Source organism: Acinetobacter sp. SwsAc4 (assembly GCF_013391535.1).
In the GTDB taxonomy this organism is placed as follows: domain Bacteria; phylum Pseudomonadota; class Gammaproteobacteria; order Pseudomonadales; family Moraxellaceae; genus Acinetobacter.
Genome location: NZ_JACAXC010000041.1, coordinates 1 through 22,143 on the forward strand (window position 1 = coordinate 1; position 22,143 = coordinate 22,143).

Annotated in this window: 16 protein-coding genes, 4 pseudogenes and 1 other annotated feature; of the genes and pseudogenes, 16 read left to right on the forward strand and 4 right to left on the reverse strand. The window is 37.7% G+C overall.

Annotation, left to right across the window (positions count from 1 at the left end; translation table 11 throughout):
- Both HYG88_RS14210 and HYG88_RS14215 read left to right on the forward strand, forming a co-directional pair.
- Positions 1-109, forward strand: a pseudogene (locus HYG88_RS14210) (IS701 family transposase); the annotation flags it as partial.
- Positions 110-124: 15 nt separating this feature from the next.
- Positions 125-325 (forward strand): annotated as a pseudogene (locus tag HYG88_RS14215) (glutathione S-transferase); the annotation flags it as partial.
- A 419-nt stretch (positions 326-744) separates the two neighbouring features.
- Here the strand turns inward: HYG88_RS14215 and HYG88_RS14220 are convergent.
- Positions 745-1,176 carry a PPC domain-containing protein gene (locus tag HYG88_RS14220; protein ID WP_005160528.1) on the reverse strand — a complete coding sequence of 144 codons (432 nt, stop codon included), beginning with the start codon at positions 1,174-1,176 and terminating at the stop codon, positions 745-747.
- 342 nt (positions 1,177-1,518) lie between these two features.
- Here HYG88_RS14220 and HYG88_RS14225 point away from each other — a divergent pair.
- The 6 genes and pseudogenes from HYG88_RS14225 to HYG88_RS14250 form a co-directional block, all read left to right on the forward strand.
- Positions 1,519-2,297 (forward strand): annotated as a pseudogene (locus HYG88_RS14225) (IS3 family transposase); the annotation flags it as partial.
- Positions 1,641-1,754 (forward strand) — a sequence feature (AL1L pseudoknot). Its footprint overlaps the pseudogene before it by 114 nt.
- 143 nt (positions 2,298-2,440) lie before the next feature.
- The gene (locus tag HYG88_RS14230; RefSeq protein WP_005160524.1) at positions 2,441-3,247 is read left to right on the forward strand and encodes a HesA/MoeB/ThiF family protein; all 807 of its coding nucleotides are present in this window, start codon (positions 2,441-2,443) and stop codon (positions 3,245-3,247) included.
- A gap of 57 nt (positions 3,248-3,304) precedes the next feature.
- Complete coding sequence (locus HYG88_RS14235; RefSeq protein ID WP_178883322.1) at positions 3,305-4,603, forward strand: AarF/ABC1/UbiB kinase family protein; 1,299 nt, start codon at positions 3,305-3,307, stop codon at positions 4,601-4,603.
- 26 nt (positions 4,604-4,629) lie between these two features.
- Positions 4,630-5,010, forward strand: a complete 381-nt coding sequence (gene folB / locus HYG88_RS14240) for a dihydroneopterin aldolase (RefSeq protein WP_087536177.1) — start codon at positions 4,630-4,632, stop codon at positions 5,008-5,010.
- A complete protein-coding gene (locus tag HYG88_RS14245; RefSeq protein WP_178883323.1) occupies positions 4,967-5,401 on the forward strand; it encodes a 2-amino-4-hydroxy-6-hydroxymethyldihydropteridine diphosphokinase in 435 nt (144 codons plus the stop codon). Before folB ends, HYG88_RS14245 begins: the two co-directional genes overlap by 44 nt.
- 26 nt (positions 5,402-5,427) lie before the next feature.
- Entirely contained in the window at positions 5,428-5,979 is a 552-nt protein-coding gene (locus tag HYG88_RS14250; protein WP_372616683.1) for a DUF2799 domain-containing protein, read from the forward strand.
- 83 nt (positions 5,980-6,062) lie between these two features.
- On the opposite strand, the gene coq7 is transcribed toward HYG88_RS14250, so the two are convergent.
- Positions 6,063-6,698, reverse strand: coding sequence for a 2-polyprenyl-3-methyl-6-methoxy-1,4-benzoquinone monooxygenase (gene coq7, locus HYG88_RS14255; RefSeq protein WP_005160514.1), 636 nt, complete (start codon positions 6,696-6,698; stop codon positions 6,063-6,065).
- A gap of 3 nt (positions 6,699-6,701) precedes the next feature.
- Complete coding sequence (locus HYG88_RS14260) at positions 6,702-8,021, reverse strand: MFS transporter (RefSeq protein WP_005160511.1); 1,320 nt, start codon at positions 8,019-8,021, stop codon at positions 6,702-6,704.
- Between the two features lie 162 nt (positions 8,022-8,183).
- On the opposite strand from HYG88_RS14260, the gene HYG88_RS14265 reads away from it, so the two are divergent.
- The 7 genes from HYG88_RS14265 to HYG88_RS14295 all read left to right on the forward strand — a co-directional run bounded on the left by HYG88_RS14265 (position 8,184) and on the right by HYG88_RS14295 (position 20,648).
- A complete protein-coding gene (locus HYG88_RS14265; protein WP_005160507.1) occupies positions 8,184-10,910 on the forward strand; it encodes an autotransporter assembly complex family protein in 2,727 nt (908 codons plus the stop codon).
- A 48-nt stretch (positions 10,911-10,958) separates the two neighbouring features.
- Positions 10,959-15,464: a translocation/assembly module TamB domain-containing protein gene (locus HYG88_RS14270; protein WP_005160504.1), complete on the forward strand. Its 4,506-nt coding sequence runs from the start codon at positions 10,959-10,961 to the stop codon at positions 15,462-15,464.
- A gap of 131 nt (positions 15,465-15,595) precedes the next feature.
- On the forward strand, positions 15,596-16,078 hold the full coding sequence (locus tag HYG88_RS14275; protein ID WP_005160501.1) for a DUF4124 domain-containing protein: 483 nt from the start codon (positions 15,596-15,598) through the stop codon (positions 16,076-16,078).
- Between the two features lie 103 nt (positions 16,079-16,181).
- Entirely contained in the window at positions 16,182-16,541 is a 360-nt protein-coding gene (locus HYG88_RS14280) for a hypothetical protein (protein WP_005160491.1), read from the forward strand.
- 258 nt (positions 16,542-16,799) lie between these two features.
- Positions 16,800-19,439: a bifunctional aconitate hydratase 2/2-methylisocitrate dehydratase gene (locus HYG88_RS14285; RefSeq protein ID WP_005160489.1), complete on the forward strand. Its 2,640-nt coding sequence runs from the start codon at positions 16,800-16,802 to the stop codon at positions 19,437-19,439.
- 116 nt (positions 19,440-19,555) lie between these two features.
- Entirely contained in the window at positions 19,556-20,137 is a 582-nt protein-coding gene (locus HYG88_RS14290; RefSeq protein WP_005160487.1) for a hypothetical protein, read from the forward strand.
- A 10-nt stretch (positions 20,138-20,147) separates the two neighbouring features.
- Positions 20,148-20,648, forward strand: coding sequence for a hypothetical protein (locus HYG88_RS14295; protein ID WP_005160485.1), 501 nt, complete (start codon positions 20,148-20,150; stop codon positions 20,646-20,648).
- Between the two features lie 47 nt (positions 20,649-20,695).
- Here the strand turns inward: HYG88_RS14295 and HYG88_RS14300 are convergent.
- Positions 20,696-20,803: pseudogene (locus tag HYG88_RS14300) on the reverse strand (2-oxoglutarate/malate translocator); the annotation flags it as partial.
- Positions 20,804-20,883: 80 nt separating this feature from the next.
- Here HYG88_RS14300 and HYG88_RS14305 point away from each other — a divergent pair.
- Positions 20,884-21,867, forward strand: a complete 984-nt coding sequence (locus HYG88_RS14305) for an ion transporter (RefSeq protein ID WP_005160483.1) — start codon at positions 20,884-20,886, stop codon at positions 21,865-21,867.
- Positions 21,868-22,143 lie beyond the last annotated feature (276 nt).

Below are 22,143 nucleotides of genomic sequence, written 5' to 3' on the forward strand. Positions count from 1 at the left end.
AAATGTATATCGTTGGCAGAAGAAATTATTTAGACCAATCATCAAAGACTTCATTGATGACTTTATTCTCGATAAAAATCATCTCCTACCACAGAGAATCTATAAATAATAGTGCGTAAGTCCTAAAGATAAAGAATTTCTAGTCGCAGACCGTTTAACCGGTGCTGACTTTATGATGGGCTTTGGACTACATGCTTTAGTTTATCATATGGGACAAGGTGAAAATTATCCGCATATCCAACGTTATGTAGCAGGTTTAAGCCAACTACCTAGCTGGCAAGCCGCAGTACAAATTGAACAAAATGGTGTGAAAAGTCAAAAATAGCAAGATTGTTTTTTTAAGGCAATTGAGAAAAAGAATCATGATTGACAAGTACATCTGGTTATAAAATAAGCTGACACTTATTTTAAGTAAACGCCTAATGAATTCCATCGGGCGTTCTTTATTTTAAAGATAAGGAATTACCATTGTTTAAGACAATTTTCGCCTGTTCTTCCACTGTAAATTCTTATCAAAAGAGATTGAATATCATGATGGTTATGTTGAAAGATATAATCAAATTTCGAAAGAAACGTGACTAACGCACAGCAAGATTAAACAGATTAAATTATTCCTCAGGGTATTAAACAAGTCATCTATATCATTTTAATAACATAAACATATATGCGTAAAAATCACGCCCTGCTTAACTGGCAATAGTTTTTGAACCCTTGTATAAAAGTTTAAACGAATCTAGCAAGTCTTTATTTAATGTTAATACTCATCCAGTATTGAGGTTTTTTATTTTTTCTTGCCTGTGATCTAGGTTGTAATACTCTAATTTCATACTCACCTGAAGCAGGTAAAATATAAATACCATTATCATCAAGCTCTGAAGAATATTCTCCAAGATTGATGGAGTCTTTTAATTGATTACCCCATAAGTAAGTTTCAACATTTCCTCCAGTCAACTTCACTTTTAACTTTTGCCCTTTTTTAGCATAAAATTTGTAGGAATCATACTTGTATCCATCTAGCCTTCCGTAATAATTTGCAGAGTCAGCTTTTTTAGCAAACTTAACTACAACAGTCTTTCGTATATCATTGTTATCATTTGCAAGTACGACAGGGCTAAGCATAGTTAAAGTTAGGGCCATAAAAGCACCAGCCAGTAATTTCGTATTCGCTATTTTCATAAGTTACCTTAATTCTTGTATCGCTCCTGACATAGTAACATAAGTAATAAGTAACCATAAATCATGGAACAGAAATGTGAATAGTCACCAAAATTCTAGACACACATAACCATCTTTTGATAGACCCTCTCATAATCTAATGAAGAACGTTGACCGTTGGAACTAGGCCGCGTTTGAACTGCAGAACACCTCAATATATTCAAAGATATTAGACTTGGCTTCAGTTCTTGCTATATATTTTCTTCTTAATTCTTTCTTGTTTTAACAACTGAAAGAAACTTTAAGGAACAGCAACTGTGCTGGATTTGTTGGAAATTAACTGTCCTGATATGAGAGCATTAAAAATACTTAGATCAACAAAATCCAATCAAAGTACAACAATTTTCAGATCAAGAACGTATCAAACAACTGGAAAATGAAAATAAAGAACTGAATCGTGCTAATGACATTCTATGTAAAGCAGCCGCTTTTTTCGGCCAGGCGGAGCTCGACCGCCCACACAAATAGTGATGGATTTTATCCATAATAAGGCGTTATATGGTGTTGAGGCAATTTGTAGAATTTTACCTATCGCAGCTTCAACCTATTACCGAACTCTAGTCCTCTGTGATGAGAAGCATTGCTTCGCAAGGGAACATCAAGCGAAACGAGATTTACATGACTTGCATCCATGCTGAACAAATTAAACGAATTTGGAAGGAAAGTTCAGGTCGATATGGTGTACGTAAAGTTTGGCAAAAACTGAAACATCAAGGCTATGTTGCTGCGCGCTGTACAGTTGCTCGATTGATGCAAAAGCTAGGTATACAAGGTGTTTAGCGTGTTAAGAAAGGGGGCATTTTTAAATGCCAATAGAGGGTTATTTTTACACTGCAGCTAATACGAACAGTAATTCATACGATAATGCTCTGGCTGAAACGGTGAATGGTTTATACAAAACAGAGGTGATTGAATATTTAAAAGCAGATTGGCAAGGTCTAGCAGATGTACAACTTGCGACATTAAGTTGGGTTGATTGATTCAACAAAAAGCGTGTACACAGTGCACTCGGTTATGTATCGCCTTTTGAGTTTGAAGCAATGTCATATGATAAGATTAACCCGTTAGGTCAGGTGGCCTAACTTAAATAAAAAGTCTCCGACAAACCCGGTATGGTTCAGTTAAAGAGTAAGAAAAATATTGGGGTAAAATCGCTTTTTGTCAAAAGAAAACAGTGTTCGTTCTAATTTATTACTTTCCTCAGAACCTGCATCGACTTAAAATCATGAACACTTTTGATGATCAAGAAGTAAGTCCCGTGTCAGACCATTTGGAAAACGAATTTGAGCTAAGTAATGAGGAAATGCATCTCTATAGTCGTCAGATTTTATTAGATGGTTGGGATATCGAAGCACAAGAAAAACTAAAACTCGCCAATGTGCTAATAATCGGCGCAGGTGGTATCGGTTGTACCAGTGCTGAGCTGTTGGCACGTGCAGGTGTAGGTAAAATTACCATTGTCGATGCTGATACGATTGAAATGAGTAATCTGCAAAGACAAATTGCCTTTACGACAAAAGATTTAGGTCGATACAAAGCCGAAATACTGGCAAAGCATCTAAAAGACATTAATCCGCATATACAAGTTAGCTATCAAAATATACGATTCGATGAAACGAATGCTGATGAACTTGTACAGCATCAAGATGTAGTCTTGGATGGTTGCGATAATTTTACGACTCGTTATCTAGTGAATGCGGTGTGTAGAAAACATCAAGTACCGCTTATCAGTGCGTCAGCCATTGGTTTTGAAGGGCAACTGTTTATGGTGGATGCTGATTCAGCTTGTTATGAATGTCTGTTTCCGAAAGAAGATCATGCCAATGAAGGATTACGTTGTGCGGAGTCAGGTGTATTAGCTACCACTCCTGTAATGATAGCGTCATTACAAGCGCATCACACTTTGTTGTTTTTAGGACTTGGTCTCACACCATTAAAGCAAAAATTGTTGCTTTGGAATGGTTTAAATCTATCGCAACGCATTCTTAAATTTGAAAAAGATGTAAATTGTCCAGTTTGTCAGGCAACTTGATCGGTAAATTGAGCAAAATTTGCTAAACTAAGACCATCTGTAAGGCAATGAAAGATTATGAAAAGAAATATTTTATTCGATGGATTACGTTCTGTTGCACGTATAGGTGAAACATTTATTGTTGCGGCACAAGCAGGTGTGAAATATGCAACTGAAAAACCAAGTAATGCAAAGCTCATGCGTGAGACCTTTGAGTCGCTTGGTTCAACATATATTAAATTGGGTCAATTTATTGCCAGTACGCCGTCTTTATTCCCTCGTGAATACGTTCAGGAATTCCAAGGCTGTTTAGATCAAACGCCAACCTTGCCATTTAGCTATATCCAACAAGTATTAGCTGAAGAATTTGAAGGCCGTAATCTGAATGAAATTTTTAGTTTTATCGATGAAAAGCCACTAGCTTCAGCTTCAATTGCACAAGTCCATGCCGCTCGACTAGTTACGGGTGAAGATGTGGTATTAAAGGTTCAAAAACCTGGTGTTGAAACCATTTTATACACTGATTTAAATGTGGTGCATTGGGCTACAAAACTATTAGAAAAAGCCGTTCCTAAAATTAAGTTTGCTTCACTTTCTGAAATCGTCGATGAGATCAAAACACGTATGGTACGTGAAGTTGATTTTATTGAAGAAGCACAGAATCTGGATGACTTTATTCAATATCTGAACATTTCTGGCAATCAGGCTGCCACTGCACCAAAAGTTTATCATCAATTTTCAACGCGTCGTGTACTTACTATGCAGCGCCTGTACGGGGTGTCATTAACTGATTTTGATGTTGTTAAAAAATATGCCAAAGACCCAACACAAGTTCTGATTACTGCAATGAATACTTGGTTTGGTAGTCTCATGCTATGTAAGAGTTTCCATGCTGATTTACACGCTGGAAATCTGATGTTACTTGAAGATGGTCGTATTGGTTTTATTGATTTTGGTATTGTTGGTCAGTTAAACCCTGAAGTTTGGACAGCATGTATGGCATTTATGGATGCATTACAGCACACCAATTATGTTGCGATGGCTGAGAATATGCTGAAAATGGGCATGACTCATCATAAAATTGACACTCAAGTCTTGGCTGATGATTTAGAGCGTTTATTTAGCGGTGTATTACTGGCAGATCCGCAAGAAATTCTCAGTTCCAATCCAGCAGATTTGAATGACATTATGATGGATATGGTGGCTGTCGGTGAGCGTCATGGTATCAAATTCCCGCGTGACTTCGCTTTGTTATTCAAGCAAATGCTATATTTTGATCGTTTCATGCGTGTTCTCGCACCGTATACCGATATTTATGCTGACCAACGTTTAAAAATGGTTCACAATATTGAACCTGCTTCGTTTTTAAAGCATTAATTTATTTATCGGTTCATTAGGTCATTATGGATGCCATTATAATTGAAGGGTTGAAGGTGGATACTGTGGTTGGCTGTTTCAACTGGGAACGCCAAATTATTCAACCTTTGATGCTAGATCTCATCATTCATAATGATCTATCACACGCTGCATACTCGGATGAGTTGGAAGATACGCTCAACTATGCGCAAATCTGTGAGCTTGCGGCCCAAGTTATACAAGAGGCTAAACCGAAACTGATTGAGCACGCCGCACAATTGGTACTTGAATGTTTATTTACGACTTTCCCCACGATCGAATCGATCAGTATCACCATTCGCAAACCCGCCATCATTGCACAAGCCAATGCAGTAGGAATTCGCCTTGAACGCAACAGAAACAATTTTTGCGCTCGCATTGGCGAGTAACCTCAAACAAAAACAAAATTTCACTTTTGCTTATCAACAGATATTAAGCTTAGGTATAGTGGAATTTTCTTCAATTTATAGAATCCCATGTCGGGATCGTGTTGGTGCCGATTATTGGAATTCAGCTTGTTTATTAAAAAGTCGACTGAATGTTGATGAGATCACTGAAATCCTGAAAAACTTAGAAGCACAATCTGGTCGAGTTCGTCCATCACATAATATTAGCTTGGATATTGATGTGATTGCTTGGGGGGGGACTTTAGAAGATATGCAATTTAATCCAAAAAAGTTACCATTAGCCTTAGATGTTAAAATTCCACTTTATGATTTGTGGCAGGTTCCAGATTTAGATTACGATAGGAAAAATTCTTATCCCGTTATTTCTATCTAACACTATAATAATATGAACAATATTCCGTGAATAAAATTTCATTGCTAGTAGGTTTTACAATTTTACTTTCAGGCTGTGCTGCCATGAGTGTTGAACAATGTAAAACTGCAAATTGGTTTAATGTTGGAGAAAAAGATGGTGCAGCAGGACAGGAATCTCGATTAGATAAATATTATTCTTCTTGTCAAAAAGCCAATATTGTGCCGAATCAAAAGCTTTATGAACAAGGTTACCAAAAAGGTTTGGGCTATTACTGTCGACCAGAAACTATTTTTAATGAAGCGTTAGAAGGGCGTGGTGATTTTCGTATTTGTCCTTTAGACAAACGTGAGTCTTTGCGAATATATTATCAAGTTGCAAATGGCTACTATCAAGCAAACGCGGAGTTTGATCGCTCACAAAATGATATTAACTATTATTTAAAAGAGTTAGAGCGTAAAGACTTATCTGTTAAGGATCGTGATGATTATAGAAAACGTTTATATGATTTGCGCATCAATAGCAGCAGAGTTCAATCACGTTATCAAGATGCAGTTCGAAATTTGGAACGTTTTAAAGCTGAACGTGGGTTACGTTAATTTTTAAGTAGAATTATTTAAATTAAATTGATTGAAGTAATAAAAAAGGGGGAATTATGAAATTATAATTTCCCCTTTTTTATTTATAAATAATAACTGGTTTTAGTCATTAATTTTGATATAGCTGTCATGGTAATACGCACAGGTACAGGTAGATCAACACCTCCAGCCTTTAAGGCTGTATCGCGATGGTGTAATTCATCTTCATTCATTTGTTCTAAAATTTTACGTGAACGATCATCATGAGATGGAAGTTGTTGAATATGTTCCTGTAGATGTTGGCTGACTTGACGTTCCGTTTCAGCGACAAAACCTAAGCTATATTTGTCACCTGCAATACCTGCTATTGCGCCCATACCATAAGATAGACCATACCAAATTGGATTGAGTAAGCTCGTATGACTGTCTAATTCTTTTAAACGATCTTCACACCAAGCCAGATGATCTTGTTCTTCTATCGCAGCTTGTTGCATTTCTTCTCGAACATGAGGCAGCTTTGCAGTGAGCGCCTGACCGTGATAAAGCGCTTGCGCACAGACTTCGCCACTATGATTGACACGCATTAAACCTGCTACATGACGAGCATCGCTAACACATAATTGTGAAGGTTCTGAATTTGCTGGATTGGATCGTTGAGCAGCAGTTGCCCCTGGCACTAAGCTACGCAAAGCCTGATCAAAAGAATTAATAAGTTTATCGATACCTGTAAAATGACGCATATATTAATCCTCTAAAGTATTGGGTGCATTTTCCAACAATGGTTTTAAACGCTTTAATAACCAAAATGAGAAAATAGCACTTAAAACTGCAGTAATCGTAAATAATATTTTAATATCAATTTTTAAAATGCTTAAGATTAAAATTGAGAAAACTGCAGAAGAAACCATAAATACAGCATTTAGAATATTATTTGCGGCAACCACACGTGCACGGTGAGAACGTGGTGAGTAAGCTTGCATCATTGCATATAGCGGCACAATATAAAATCCACCACTAATACCTAATAAAGTCACGGCAAGCATGACATGATAGTACACGGCACCTTGGGTAAAAATATCTTTTAAACTCAGTAAATCGCCAGTTCGTTCAGGAACAAAAGATAGGCTCGCTGCTAAATACAAAGCAAAGATCGTTAACCCAATCGCACCGTAAGGTACCATTTTAATATTGATCTCTGTACCACCGATACGTCTGCACAGTAATGAACCTACACCAATGCCAACAGAGAAAAAGGTGAGAAGTAGGCTGACAACGTTTTCAGAAGCATGCAGGTTTTGTTGGGTCAATTGAGGAATTTGAGTTAAATAGGTTGCGCCATAAAACCAATACCAAGAATTACCGAGCAAAACAATAAATATGATCGGAAGGCTTCTAGCATATTTTAAAGTTTGAAAACTTGTACGAAAAAAATTCCAGTCAATTTGTAAATCTGGCGCTGCAACCTTTTGAGGTAAAATAAATCGGCTACATAAATAGCCTAAGCAAGCTATGATGACAACAGTGACACTAATCCACAATAAATTTCCTTCCGATGATGCAATGACTGCACCTCCAAGAATCATTCCTAATAATATTGCGATCGATGTACCTGATTGGAAAAGTGCATTACCCGACATCAATTCTTCTTGTTTTAGAATTTCTGGTAAAATTGCATATTTGATTGGACCAAAACAAGTTGAGTGCGTTCCCATCAGAAATAATGCAAAAAGTAGTAACCATAAATTTCCAAGCAAGAACCCCGCGGTTCCAATCAACATAATGATAATTTCTAATATTTTTATAAAGCGAATGAGTTGAGATCTTTCATATTTATCAGCAATTTGCCCAGCAGTTGCAGAAAAGAAAAAGTAAGGCAAGATAAATAATAAGGCAGCTAGATTATTGAGTGTACTGACGGGAGCACTTTGTTGCTGAATCCAACCATAAGTGATCACTAAAAGTAGAGCTTGCTTAAAAACATTATCATTTAAGGCTCCAAAAAACTGAGTGAAAAACATCGGTGCAAACCGACGTGATGTCATTAAGCGCTCATCTTGTTTCATTGTGTGTTCACTTCATTGTGTTTTATAAAAAAATGTGACGTACTGTAAAAATGCTACAAAATGCATGTATGATACTTTGATATTTGATTGGATGAAAATCAAAGATTTGAAGTATTTTCACCAGTCACAAATGATAAATTAAAAATAAGTTTAGAGTTCTACATGTCATCTAAAGCTAATTTTAAACAGTTAACGTTGGTTCATTCTATGCATTTAATATTTAAAATGCAGAGCTTTCCTAAACTTATTTGTAGCACTTTTTTAATTACTTCTTGTATATCAGCTGCTTGTGCGCAAGAACAATTAACAGATACATCAAATAATAAAACCCTAGACCAACAGTCTTTGAATCAAGTTAAATCTGATCAAAGTACTGAGGATACATCAACTGTTTTATCAAGCAGTACAAATCAGTCTCTTGCTAATCAAGCCGAACAAGACAGCTTGTTGGCATTGAAACAGCAAGAGCAGTCTAATAATCAGATTAATGAATTAAAACCGATTCAGCTTGATGATAATTTAGAAAATTTGCCAGTTATCCCTGTTGACCAAACAATGGCGAATGAAATTTTTCGTGAGGCTGAGAATGCAAAAAATGAGGCCCAAGCTTATCGAGAAAGTACGTCAAAAAATCCACCAACAGTTGTTAAAGACATTTCACCGCCTGAACTGATAGAAATTACTAAGGCTCCAGTGGATATTAATCGGCTGATGCAAGATATTCAAACCGACAGTAAGATTGTCGTTGAAGCAAATGAAACGGGTAGAACACTACCAGAGTTTCAAACACAAAGTGATCAGCCTAAAGAAAAAGTCGGTTTCTTCCGAAAAATATGGAATCGTTTTCACCCAGATAGTTTGATGGGTGCAGAGAAAATTCCGCGTATTACTGCTGATGTCGCTGGCGCGCCTCCTGCGTTGGCTGCAAATATAAAAGCAAAACTATCAAGTTTTACTCAAGAATCTTTTGAAGACTTTAACACCGCTTTACCTCAGTTAAGAGTGTTGACCAATCAGGCTGCACAAGCTGTAGGCTACTATAATGCCACGTATAAATTTGAAAGGGTAAGTGATAATAAAGTTAAAGTCATCGTCACACCGAATGAACCCGTCCGTATTAAAGAGCAAAATATTGAATTTTCTGGTGCGGGTGAAAACCTGCCTCACTTCCAAGTTTTACGCTTGATCCCAGAACAAGAAAAAGGGGATATCTTTAATCACGGTAAATATGAAACAACAAAAACAAAGATAGTGAATGCTGCATCGGATAACGGTTTTTTTGATAGTTATTGGCGTTTGCATGATGTCAAAATTACCCAGCCAGAAAAAGTAGCTGAAATTAATCTAAAATATGAGACGGGCGAGCGATATAAACTTAAACAAGTTGAGTATCGTATGAGCGATCCAACTAAGCCATTGCCTTTAACTCAAAAAGTTTTAGATAGTTTGGCACCTTGGAAAGAGGGTGATGACTATGCATTTTGGCGTGTAAATGCCTTAGCAAATAACTTAACGAATACACGTTACTTTAATTACACATTGGTAGATACGATTAAACCTGATCCAGTTCAGCCTACTTTAGAGTTAGCGCCAGATCTTCAAGCTTTAGTCGATCAACAGAAAATCCAACAATCTCAATTGCTAAATAGTCAACAGAAAGCAGAATTGGCAAGACAAAAAGTAACTTCTGCACAACAAGTGACGCAAAATGTCGTTGATGAAACACAATTCTCTGGAGGTCAACCCCCTCAAGCCTATGCTCTAGCACGCTCTATGCCCTTATCACATGAACATGATGATGAAGAAGATGAACGCCAGAAATTAGAAGAGCAAACGAGAATTGAGAAAAAAATTCCAGTCGTAGTAACGCTTAATGCCGACCGTTTGAATAGTTTAGAAACTGGTATTGGTTACGGTACAGACACGGGTGCTCGTTTGCGTAGTCAATACAGACGAGCAATTGTAAATAAGTATGGTCATGCATTTGATGCCAACATTGAGGTGTCACAAATTCGTCAATCTATAGATGGGCGATATAGCATTCCTTATAAACATCCGTTAAATGATTATTTTAATGTTGTCGGTGGTTACGAGCGTGAAGAGCGCAATGACATTGGCCCAGATATTAATTTATTGGTTGAGTCCGCTGTTTTAGGTGGTGAACGTGTTATTAAAAATCCTTTGGGTGATTGGCAACACATCATTGGTTTACGTTACCGTTTAGATCGCCTAACTAAAAAAGGTGATATTGATATCAATCAATTACCTGACGCTTTTAAAGTATCAGGGATTGATTCGGAACAAGAATCCTTGTTATTTGGATATGAACTTTCTAAGACCAATAGTAATTCCCTCTTGAATCCAACCAAAGGTTTTAAGCAAACATACAAGCTTGAATTAGGGACAGAGTCATTATTATCAAATGCAAATATGGCAATTTTGACAGGTGGATGGCGTTTTATTTATTCATTGGGTGAAAATGAAAATCACCAATTTGTAGGTCGAGCGGACACCAGTTATATTTTCACAGATGATTTTAAAAAAGTGCCTTATAACCTCCGTTTCTTTACAGGTGGAGACCAGTCCTTACGCGGTTTCGATTACAAAAGTCTTTCGCCAGAGGAGAACGGTTTTAAAATCGGTGGACAAGCTTTAGGCGTAGGATCTTTAGAGTACAATTATCAGTTTAAAGATGGTTGGCGAGCAGCAATTTTCTCTGATTTTGGTAATTCATATGACAAACAGTTTAGTAACCCAACCGAATATAGTATTGGTGTTGGTATCCGTTGGAGATCACCAATAGGACCAATACGGCTTGATGTGGCATCTGGTATTTCCAATGACAATAACCCGATCCGATTACATTTTTTCATCGGCTCACAGCTTTAATAATTTAAAAACATCCTTTAGAAAAGCTCAAACAATTTTAGGTTGATTATGACGGAAGTAGAACCACAACTAACGCCACCAGTTGGACCAAGACCAGAACGACGCATCGTGAGAAGTGTTGCTTTAATTTTGTCGATCATACTTTTGTTATTGGTTAGCTCTTTAATCGTTATGATTTCTACCGATAAAGGTAGTCGTTTTTTATTAGATCGGGTACTGCAAAGCCAAAAAATGATTCGTTATGAATATGAGGGTGGAAATTTACTCAGAGGAATCATCCTTAAGAATGTTTTAGTTCAATTAAAAGCTGTAGATGTTACTTTGGATCGTGCTGATGTTTCTCTTGGTTGGCGCGCAATCTTAAATAAAGAAATACATTTAAGTCATGCTGATGTACGTAATCTGAAGGTGATCAACAAAAAATCGCCTTCAGGTAAGCCATTTGCCTTTGATGCAATCAAACTTCCATTCGTATTGCGTGTAGATGAAGCAACTCTTGATCATCTTGAGATTAAAACTCAAACATCGAAAGTTGGTTTTAATGATATTTACTTGAAAGATGCCCTATGGTCTGGAACCAAATTAGAGTTTAAGGATTCTAAAATGGATATGGGATATTTGGCAGTCCAACACGCCACAGGGAAAATGGATTTTAGTGGTAAATATCCAATTCATGCGAAAGCAGATCTAATTATTCCATCGTTAAAAAGTTTAAATATTCATACTATTAAAGTTGTTGCGGCCGGATCTTTAGATACATTAAAAGCAGGTGTCGCAACACAGACCCCAGATTTATTAACAGGTTGGGCTGTTATACACCCAGTGCGTGATCACGTACCGATGCAAGGCGAACTGCTTTTTAAAAATTATCATTTACCTTTGTTGCAAGAACAGAAATTATTTGCCAAAGATGGTGTTGCAAGATTTAGCGGCGATATTCGAAAATTGGTTTTAAATCTAGATACCGATTTGACAGGTGAGCAAATCCCCGAAGGTAAATACAATGCTTTAATGGAGACAGATCTAAAGAATCAATTGAATATTCAAGACTTTAATGGTCAGTTAATGGGTGGATCTATTGCGCTCAAAGGTTTAGTCAATTGGCATGAGCATGTTTCATGGGATATTCAAGGTCGTTTGGATCATTTAAACCCTAAAGATAAAACTGTTCCGCAAATCGCAAAGGATTTTTTACCGCCTAATTTAGATGCTCATTTAAGTTCATCTGGGTCTATGGAAAAAGGTTTAGCTTTAAGTGCACAGCTTGCTTTTGATCAATATGAAACTTGGGCGGTTAAACTCAATCAAGCTGCATCGAAAGATCACACACCACAGCCGATGCTATTAAATGTGGCATGGAAAAATATAGATCGGGCAGTTCCTTATATTGGTTGGTTGACTAGCGAGGACGGTCATACCGACATCGCCTTAAAACAAGGACAACAAGATATCTATGTTTCTACAACAGTGAAACCTCATGAGAAAGCATTACTACCAACGGGTAAATATGATGCCCGTCTTGATATAAAATCAAATCTACTGAATGTTGAAAACTTTCGTTATCAGGCTGCGAAAGGGAGTTTATCTGGGCAAGCAAAAGTTAAACTACCTACTGAAAAGCAACAGTTAGCCTGGCAGGCTCAGCTTAAAGCCAAGAATTTTAATCCACAAACAGTCGTTGCTACTGCACCTGTTAATTTATTAAATGGCGATATTAAAGCAACTGGTTTTGCAAAACCGAATCAACAGATCATTCAATTTGATCGTATTGATTTAAAAGGTCAAATTGTTCAGTCAGATCGTATAGAAACCGTTGCATTAAAAGGCAAAAGTACAGCCGCTTTAATGTTTAATGATCAGAAGTCTGGTGGAGGTTTTAAAAGTTTTGCAGTTGATTACAACGGTTCATTAAATGCATTAAATCAAGGCAATGGACTGTTGAAAATCAACGTGGCAGGAACACCAGAATATATAAAAATTAATGAGTTAAAACATGATGGTGTGGCAGGTAAGATTTTTGCTACAGGTGCTGTGAACCTAAAAAATAAACTTGGTTGGGATATCAATGCATCTTTAGTACGCTTCAAACCACAGTATTTTGTTTCAACACTTAAAGGTGAACTCTCAGGGCATGTTAAAACACAAGGTGTTTGGTCTGAAAAGCTGAAGCGCATCGATATTCGGGATTTAAACGCGGCAGGTTTTCTGAATAATAAACCTGTTCGTGGTCGTGGTAACCTTACTTTGTTGTTAGACTCCAACCAGAAAGGTTTTTTACCGCAACAGTTTGAAGCCAATAACTTATTTTTTGCCTATGCTCAGAACCAGTTACAAGCCACAGGCAATGCACAAAGTTTAAGAGTGAAACTAAATGCTCCAGCCTTGTATGAGATTTATCCAGGTTTGCAAGGTCGTGCCTACGGCGTTTTAAACGTTCAATCACAACCACGTTTAAAAGCAACTGCAAATATTGCCGTGGATAATTTCGCATTCAAGGATGTGGCAAGCGTTAAATCACTGCGTATTCAGGGTGAATTGCCGACTTCTGAAGCAACACCTACATTATTAGTTGCCAAAGTTGATCATTTACGAAGTGGTAATCGTGAAATAGAAAATGCAACGATTAACTTAGGCGGCACGCGCAAAGCACATATATTAAAAGTTGAAAGTAATAATCGCCAATCTAATTTTTATGTACAGCTTGCAGGTGGTTTCAATCAGAACAATGAATGGTTAGGGCAATTACAAAAAGGTTACTTTAAATCACGCCGTATTGATTTAGTACAAAATCAAAGTGCAGCCATCATTTATTCTACAGCCCAATCTGAACTTTATATCGGACAGCATTGTTGGCAAAGTCTGCATAGCCAGGTTTGTTTAGATCAATCGGCACGTATTAGCCAAAATAAAGGTAATTTTTCAGTTGTTACTAAAAATCTAGATTTAAATGATTTTGCGGTATTTATGCCAGAAGGTTTAGCAGTTACTGGTCAACTGAATGGTTATGCTCGAGCTTCGTGGGCTAAAGGTAGTCGCCCAAAACTAGATGCAAGTTTAGTCACTCGTAAAGGAGCATTGGGCCTTGCACCTGATGATCCTCAAGATATTGCGACCACAGTCACCTATGATGAATTGAGTTTAATCGCGAAAAGTGTCAATGATGGCTTATTATTCCGTGTGGATATGAAAACACCCGACATTGGTACAGGTTACGCTAACGTGATCGTGAATCCATTTCAAAATGGAATGCCAATGCGTGGTGAAGTTGCTTTTGATAATGTACAACTCAAAGTATTCAAGCCATTTATTAAAGATGTGCGTTCAATGGCGGGCACGCTTGCACTGGCTGGAAAAATTAATGGCACACTGACTCAACCACAATTTACAGGTGAAATGCGCTTAAAAAATGGCGCAATTAGTATGATTTCACTGCCTGTAAATTTAAACAACATTCAGCTTTATTCATCTATTCGACAAGATTCAGCCAGTATTGATGGTGCGTTCAACAGTGGACAAGGGGTTGGGCGATTAAAAGGGAGCTTCAATTGGAAAGAAGATCCTCATCTCGCGCTTAGTTTGAAAGGTGATAATCTTTTAATTCGCCAAGCGCCGATGATTACGGCAATCGTGCAACCTGATTTAAATTTGGATGTTTACCCATTTAAACAACAATTTAGTTTAAGAGGAACGATTGATGTACCACGTGCTCGTATTTCTATGCCAGAGACTACTGCACCAGTTGTAAATATTTCACCAGATGTACGAGTCGTACAGCAAGGACAAGATTTACTTGCGACATTAAAAGCAGCTAAACCGTGGGATATTCGCGCGGATATGACACTGACATTAGGCAATCAAGTGATCTTCCAAGGTTTTGAAAGTAATATTCCATTGGTTGGTCGCTTGCATTTATCACAACGTGGTTTAGAAACTGCAATGCAAGCAAATGGTGCAATTGGCGTGAGTCAGAAAGTGAAGATTGAAGCTTATGGTCAAAGCTTAGATTTGAACCGAGCAATCGCACGTTTTAATGGTCCACTTGCGAATCCGACACTTGATATTGATGCGAATAAATCAGTTCAAGGTAGTATTGTTGGTTTACGTGTGACTGGGACAGCAACCGTTCCAAATGTTCAAATTTATAATGATGCAGGTTTATCTGAACAAGAAGCATTGAATGCATTGGTCACAGGTCGTATCAATGAAGGAAGTAGCGGCCTAAGTAATACAGAAGGCTTTAAATCTGATGTAAACAATACCATTGCAGCCGCAGGCATCAGTATGGGCTTAGGAGGAACACGGGCGTTAACGAATCAGATTGGTCGAACATTTGGTCTCAGTGGTTTAGCACTTGATGCACAGGGTACAGGTGATGACACTCAAGTGAGTTTAACGGGCTATATCACGCCAGACCTGTTTATTCGTTATGGCATAGGCGTGTTTACACCTGTAAATAAATTGACCTTACGTTATCAAATGAATCGCCGTTTATACTTAGAAGCAAGTCAATCTTTAGAGAGAGCCATTGACGTATTCTACAACTGGCGTTTTTAAAACTTTTTTAGAAAACCTGTTTTATGAAAATAAAGCAGGTTTTTTTATGCTGGGTATTTTTAAAAATATGCTAAAATAAAAATAAGATATTGAAAAATATATAGATTAATGACATTTTTTAGAGAGAGTGGATGAAACCTGTCACTTTAAGTCAACTTTTGGTAACTATAGGCTTAATATTACTCGGCTTTACATTCCAAGCACATGCAAAAGAGTATTATAAATGGGTCGATTCGAAAGGGGTAACGACTTATTCTGCAACACCACCACCCACTCAGAAGCAAGATCCTCAACTTGATCCAACTAAAAAAAATATAAATACAACAGTGACAACTCCCAGTGCGATAAATGTTTCCGTGACCAATAACAAAGAACAAAAAAATGTTCCAACGGTAACAACACAAACAGCGAAATCAACAGGTACAACTACTGCAACCTCAAATGCAACCATTACAGTTGCTAGCGAAGCACTGATCCCTGTGAAGAATTGCAATGGTGTAAGATGTTGGGATGCGAAAGGTAAACCTTATAATTTAGTTGCTGGCACAACCTATCTTTCTTCTACGGGCGGTAAATGTCAGAAAATGGGTAATAGCATGCGATGCAGTAAATGATTTGTATTATTTTATTGCAGCTTATACTGATTTAAACGCTTCTTTTTTGCAAAATGAACAACTTTCAGTATGATGTGTGCATCAAATTAATCGCAGTACGATGATGAAAAAAGTTTTTTTGATTGCAATAGGTTTGGTGCTAGTTGGTTGTGCAGATAAAAAGCAATTAACTCCAGCAGAACAGTGGCATGGTTATTGTGTCAGTGTGGGCAATGCAGCGCGTTCAATTACTTTGGACCGTCAAAATGGCATTGAACAAAAGCAAGCAAAAGAACATGCAGATAAAATTGAAGATGAAACAACACGTAAATTTATCTTTGAAATTATTGAAACGGTATATGCAATGCCAATCGACCAACTGAAGGCGAATCCTGATGCAGAACGTGAACAGTTGAAACAGAAATTTACTGAGCAATGCTTGGCAACACCACATGACCAGCTACCAAAGTATAAATCATTTTAATAGGTTCATTTGAAAGACACATCAGTTGTCTTTTTTTATGCATGTAATTTGTTGTTTTATTAAACTTTGATCTAAGACCAAAGCGGTATTCAAAAGAGATGAACATTTCGCTATAAAATAATGGGCATCACGTAGAAATACGGTAGTTGCATTAACTTTTAACGCGAAGTCTAGTAAAATTTTGCTGTCCATATTACTTGTAAAGCTTGTAGCAAGCTGGAACTTACAAGTAATTTTTTAAAAAAGAGGAATAACACTGTGCTAGAAGCTTACCGCCAACACGTTGAAGAACGTGCCGCACTCGGAGTCCCACCGAAGCCGCTTGATGATGCTCAAACTGCTGAACTTGTAACTTTATTAAAAAATCCACCAGCAGGCGAAGAAGCATTTTTAGTAGATTTGCTTGAAAACCGTGTTCCAGCAGGTGTTGACCAAGCTGCATATGTTAAAGCTGCTTTCTTGGCTGCTCTAGCAAAAGGCGAAGCAACTTCTCCACTTGTAACTAAAGAGCGTGCAGTTTACTTACTAGGTACGATGCTTGGTGGTTATAACGTTGCTCCTTTAGTTGAACTTCTTGACAATGCTGAGCTTGCTGAATTAGCTGCAGAAGCATTGAAGAAAACTCTTCTTGTATTTGATGCATTCCATGACGTAGCAGACAAAGCAAAAGCTGGCAATGCTGCGGCTAAAGCTGTTTTACAATCTTGGGCTGAAGCAGAATGGTTCACAAGCCGTGCTGACGTTCCAGAAGAAATCAAAATCACTGTGTTTAAAGTAACAGGTGAGACGAATACTGATGACTTGTCTCCAGCTCAAGACGCTTGGAGCCGTCCAGATATCCCATTACACGCAAATGCAATGTTGAAAAACGAGCGTGACGGTATCAACCCTGAAAAACCAGGTGAAGTTGGTCCATTAAGCCAAATCAAAGAATTGATCGCGAAAGGCAATCAAGTTGCTTACGTGGGTGACGTTGTTGGTACGGGTTCAAGCCGTAAATCTGCAACTAACTCTGTACTTTGGTTCTTCGGTAACGAACTTCCACACATTCCAAATAAAAAAGATGGTGGTGTGTGCTTAGGTTCTAAGATCGCTCCAATTTTCTTCAATACAATGGAAGATGCAGGTGCATTACCTGTTGAAATCGACGTTGCTAACATGAACATGGGCGACGAAGTTGTATTGAAAATTGATCATACTGCTGCAAAAGTTACTGCGTTCAAAGACGGTGCACAAATTGCAGAAGCTGAGCTTAAAACGCCTGTACTTTTAGACGAAGTACGTGCTGGTGGTCGTATTAACTTGATCATTGGTCGTGGTTTAACTGCGAAAGCACGTGAAGAATTAGGTCTTGCACCTTCTACTTTATTCCGTACTCCAGTACAACCTGCTGACACTGGTAAAGGCTTTACACAAGCTCAGAAGATGGTTGGCCGTGCATGTGGTCTTCCTGAAGGTCAAGGTATCCGTCCAGGAACTTACTGTGAACCTAAGATGACAACTGTTGGTTCTCAAGATACAACTGGTCCTATGACTCGTGACGAGTTAAAAGACTTGGCGTGCTTGGGCTTCTCAGCTGACTTGGTAATGCAGTCTTTCTGTCACACTGCTGCGTATCCAAAACCAGTTGACGTAACAACTCACCATACATTACCAGACTTCATCATGAACCGTGGTGGTGTATCTTTACGTCCAGGTGACGGTATTATCCACTCTTGGTTAAACCGTATGTTACTTCCAGATACAGTAGGTACTGGTGGTGACTCACATACTCGTTTCCCAATCGGTATTTCATTCCCAGCGGGTTCTGGTCTGGTTGCGTTCGCAGCTGCAACTGGTGTTATGCCACTTGACATGCCTGAGTCTGTACTTGTTAAGTTCAAAGGTAAAATGCAGCCTGGTATTACTTTACGTGACCTTGTACATGCGATTCCTTACTATGCGATCAAAGCTGGTGACTTAACTGTAGAGAAGAAAGGTAAGAAAAACATCTTCTCTGGTCGTATCCTTGAGATCGACTTAACAGAAATGGAAAATGACTTGACTGTTGAGCAAGCATTCGAGCTTTCTGATGCATCTGCTGAACGTTCTGCTGCGGGCTGTTCAATCACTCTTTCTGAAGAGAAAGTTGCTGAATACCTACGTTCTAACATCACCATGTTGAAGTGGATGATCGCAGAAGGTTATGGCGATGCTCGTACAATAGCGCGCCGTGCTGAAAACATGCAGAAGTGGTTAGATAACCCAAGCCTGTTAAAAGCTGATGCTGATGCAGAATACTTAAAAGTTTACGAAATCGATCTTGCTGACATCAAAGAACCAATTCTTTGCTGCCCGAACGATCCAGATGATGCTAAACTTCTTTCTGAAGTTCAAGGCGACAAAATTGATGAAGTATTCATCGGTTCTTGTATGACCAACATCGGTCACTTCCGTGCTGCAGGTAAATTGCTTGAGCAAGTACCAGGTGGTTCTTTATCAACTCGTCTTTGGATTGCGCCACCAACGCGTATGGATGAGCATCAGTTGATGGAAGAAGGCTTCTATAACATCTATGGTAAATCAGGCGCACGTACTGAAATGCCAGGCTGTTCACTCTGTATGGGTAACCAAGCACGCGTAGCACCGAACACGACTTGTGTATCGACTTCTACGCGTAACTTCCCGAACCGTTTAGGTCAAGGTGCAAACGTTTACTTGGCTTCTGCTGAGCTTGCATCTGTCGCTGCTGTTCTTGGTAAATTACCAAGCCCAGAAGAATATCAACAGTACGCGTCACAAATTGACAGCGCTTCTGCTGACATCTACAAATACTTGAACTTCGATAAGATGAGTGAATATACAAAAGAAGCTGATCAAGTTGATACCAAGAAGATTCAGGCTGCTCAATTGACTTAATGAGCTAGGATCAAGAAAAGCCGAAAGGCTTTTCCCTAGCGCAAGAACAAAGCTATGCTTTGTTTGAGCAAAAAGCTAAAATAAGGGCTGAGTAATCAGCCCTTATTTTTTATAAAATGAAAAGTATTTTGACGATAAGAGATAATATTTCTGAACTAGTTAACATTATCCATAAAAATCAGAAGGTTGAGGATCTAGAAAGAGCAATTAAAGATTTAGTTTCTTTAATGTTAAAGGATTATCCTTATTTAAAACCGCCAAAATTTTCAATTATTCCGACAAAAACTTTAGCATTTTCTGTTTGGTATGAGGAACCAAATGCAATTACAGAGACATTACTGATTGAGCAAAATGGTTTTACTGCTTATTTATGGAGGTGTGATGACCAAAAATGGTATTTGGATGATTTAGATTCTGAACCTCATGAAATTGCTCGCAAATTAATAGAAAATATACCCGTATTTCACTCTATTCCTGAAAATCCTAAAGAGATTAAGCATTTACTTGAAATTGGATTAATATATTTTAATCCGACTTTATTTCCTTGTTTTTCAAACAAAAATTTAGAAGACTGTAGAGAAGTACTGACATGGGACGATCGCTTTTTATTAGTAGGTACTCAACTGAAGAATCTTAAGCTTTATAGCCATGAAGAGTGGAAAGCTTTGACTGATAGAGAAAACTACCATTTAAACTGAGGTTCTATTTATGCCACTACTACATGATTTTGTTTTATTGAATAAAAATGAATTCTCTTATGATGATTGCTGCGAGCTAGTCGGTAAGGTTTCTTATGATGTTTCAATCCATGATGATCTTATTGTTTATTTTAATGATTTTTTAAAATGGATACCTACCTATAATCCAAGTTTAAAAGTTTGGCATACTGGGTTAAATTATTATGGTGTAACAGTGATTGATGGAGATGGGGCTAAAGAAGCATTTCAATTGTTTTCTAGTCTAGTTAATGTTTTAAAGTTATCACCAAAAGTTTTAACGTTAACAGGCGCATATACTTTTGTTCATGCATATGATGATGTGATTGACCCAAATGAAAATGTTGATCGTATTTTACGAGAAACAGCAGGTTATGAAAAAATCATTATGCAAAAGAGTGACGTGATAGGACAATTTAAAATATTAGCAGAACTTATGCAGAAGATCATTCATTCTAATAATAGTTTGTATGTTCTACATTTGGGTATTTAAATTTAGAGGAACATTTCTATTCGTACAGTAATGTTCCTTATATTTAATCACCAATAACCCAACACTTTCCACCACAGTCCGCCAATCACCACAAAGATGATGATATTGACGACACTCATGACAAAGTTCTCTTTCCACCATGCGCTAAGAATGGTTTAGTATGATACAAATCACTTATCAAACGCTCAGGCAACATGATACATTTTAGCCTGATTTATATAACGATAAATATGGTATGGCTCAATTTTCATGGCAACGCCTAAGACGGTTTGTTTACAACAATCTGCATGATGATGACTATAAAAGTAAAGTAAGTACCTGTGTCAACTATGTACTGATTTCCCTGATCATTGCCAACGTTGCAGCGGTGCTACTGGAGTCAGTAAATGACTTGTATAAGCTATATCAGCCTTATTTTGATTTGTTTGAAAATATCTCAATCCTGATTTTTAGTGGAGAGTATTTATTAAGGCTATGGAGCATTGTTGAGAAAAATCCACAGGAAACGGCATGGAAACAACGATTTCGCTGGATGAAAAGTGGCGGGGCGATTATTGACCTAATGGCGATTTTACCTGCATATCTGAATTTCTTTGTTCATATCGATTTGCGTTTTTTACGAGTTCTACGTTTATTCCGCTTACTCAAACTGACCCGATATTTTGTTTCATTACAGATATTATTAAGGGTAATTCAACGAGAAAAAGGTTCTTTCCAAGCAGTTATTTTCATTTTGGTCATCATGATTGTGATGACGGCATCCGCAATTTATGTGGTGGAAAATAAAGCTCAGCCTGAAGCATTTAGCTCAATTCCAAAAGCAATGTGGTGGGCGGTTGTTACATTGACAACAGTGGGTTATGGTGATGTAACACCTGTAACCAATTTGGGTCGTATCTTGGGTGCATTCATTACAATTCTGGGTGTTGGTATTGCAGCTTTGCCCGCAGGTATTTTGGCTTCAGGTCTTGCAAATGAATTAAACCAGCGCAATCAAAGACTGGAACAGGAGTTTCGTGAAGCCTTGCAAGCCGATGAGCTGGACTTGTTGCATGACCAAGTTGAAATTGAACGAATTCGGAAAAAAGTGGGTTTACCAAAAGAGCAGACCCATGAAATTATCATCCAGTTGGTTAGGGAGAAGCTGCTTGAAGATCAACAACAGGAAAAAAAGAAATATCATTACTGTCCGCATTGTGGTGAAAAATTATCCGAATAAACCTCAAGTTTATTGTCAAGTTTAATGAAAAATAGAGTTGAGGATCAATTTTAAGAATCGAGTCATGTTAAGACAAAATAATAAAATTAGAGGAGATTATATGAGTCAAAAACTGATGTTGTGTTGTGCGGCATTTATTCTTATGTTGATTTTCTTTGTACACGACAAAAAAAGACAACTCATTGAAATAATGGCATAATACTTGTTTTCTGACGACGAATATGATGACACATTTCAATGAGTTACATCTCATCTTAAACAAATATCTAAAGTGGA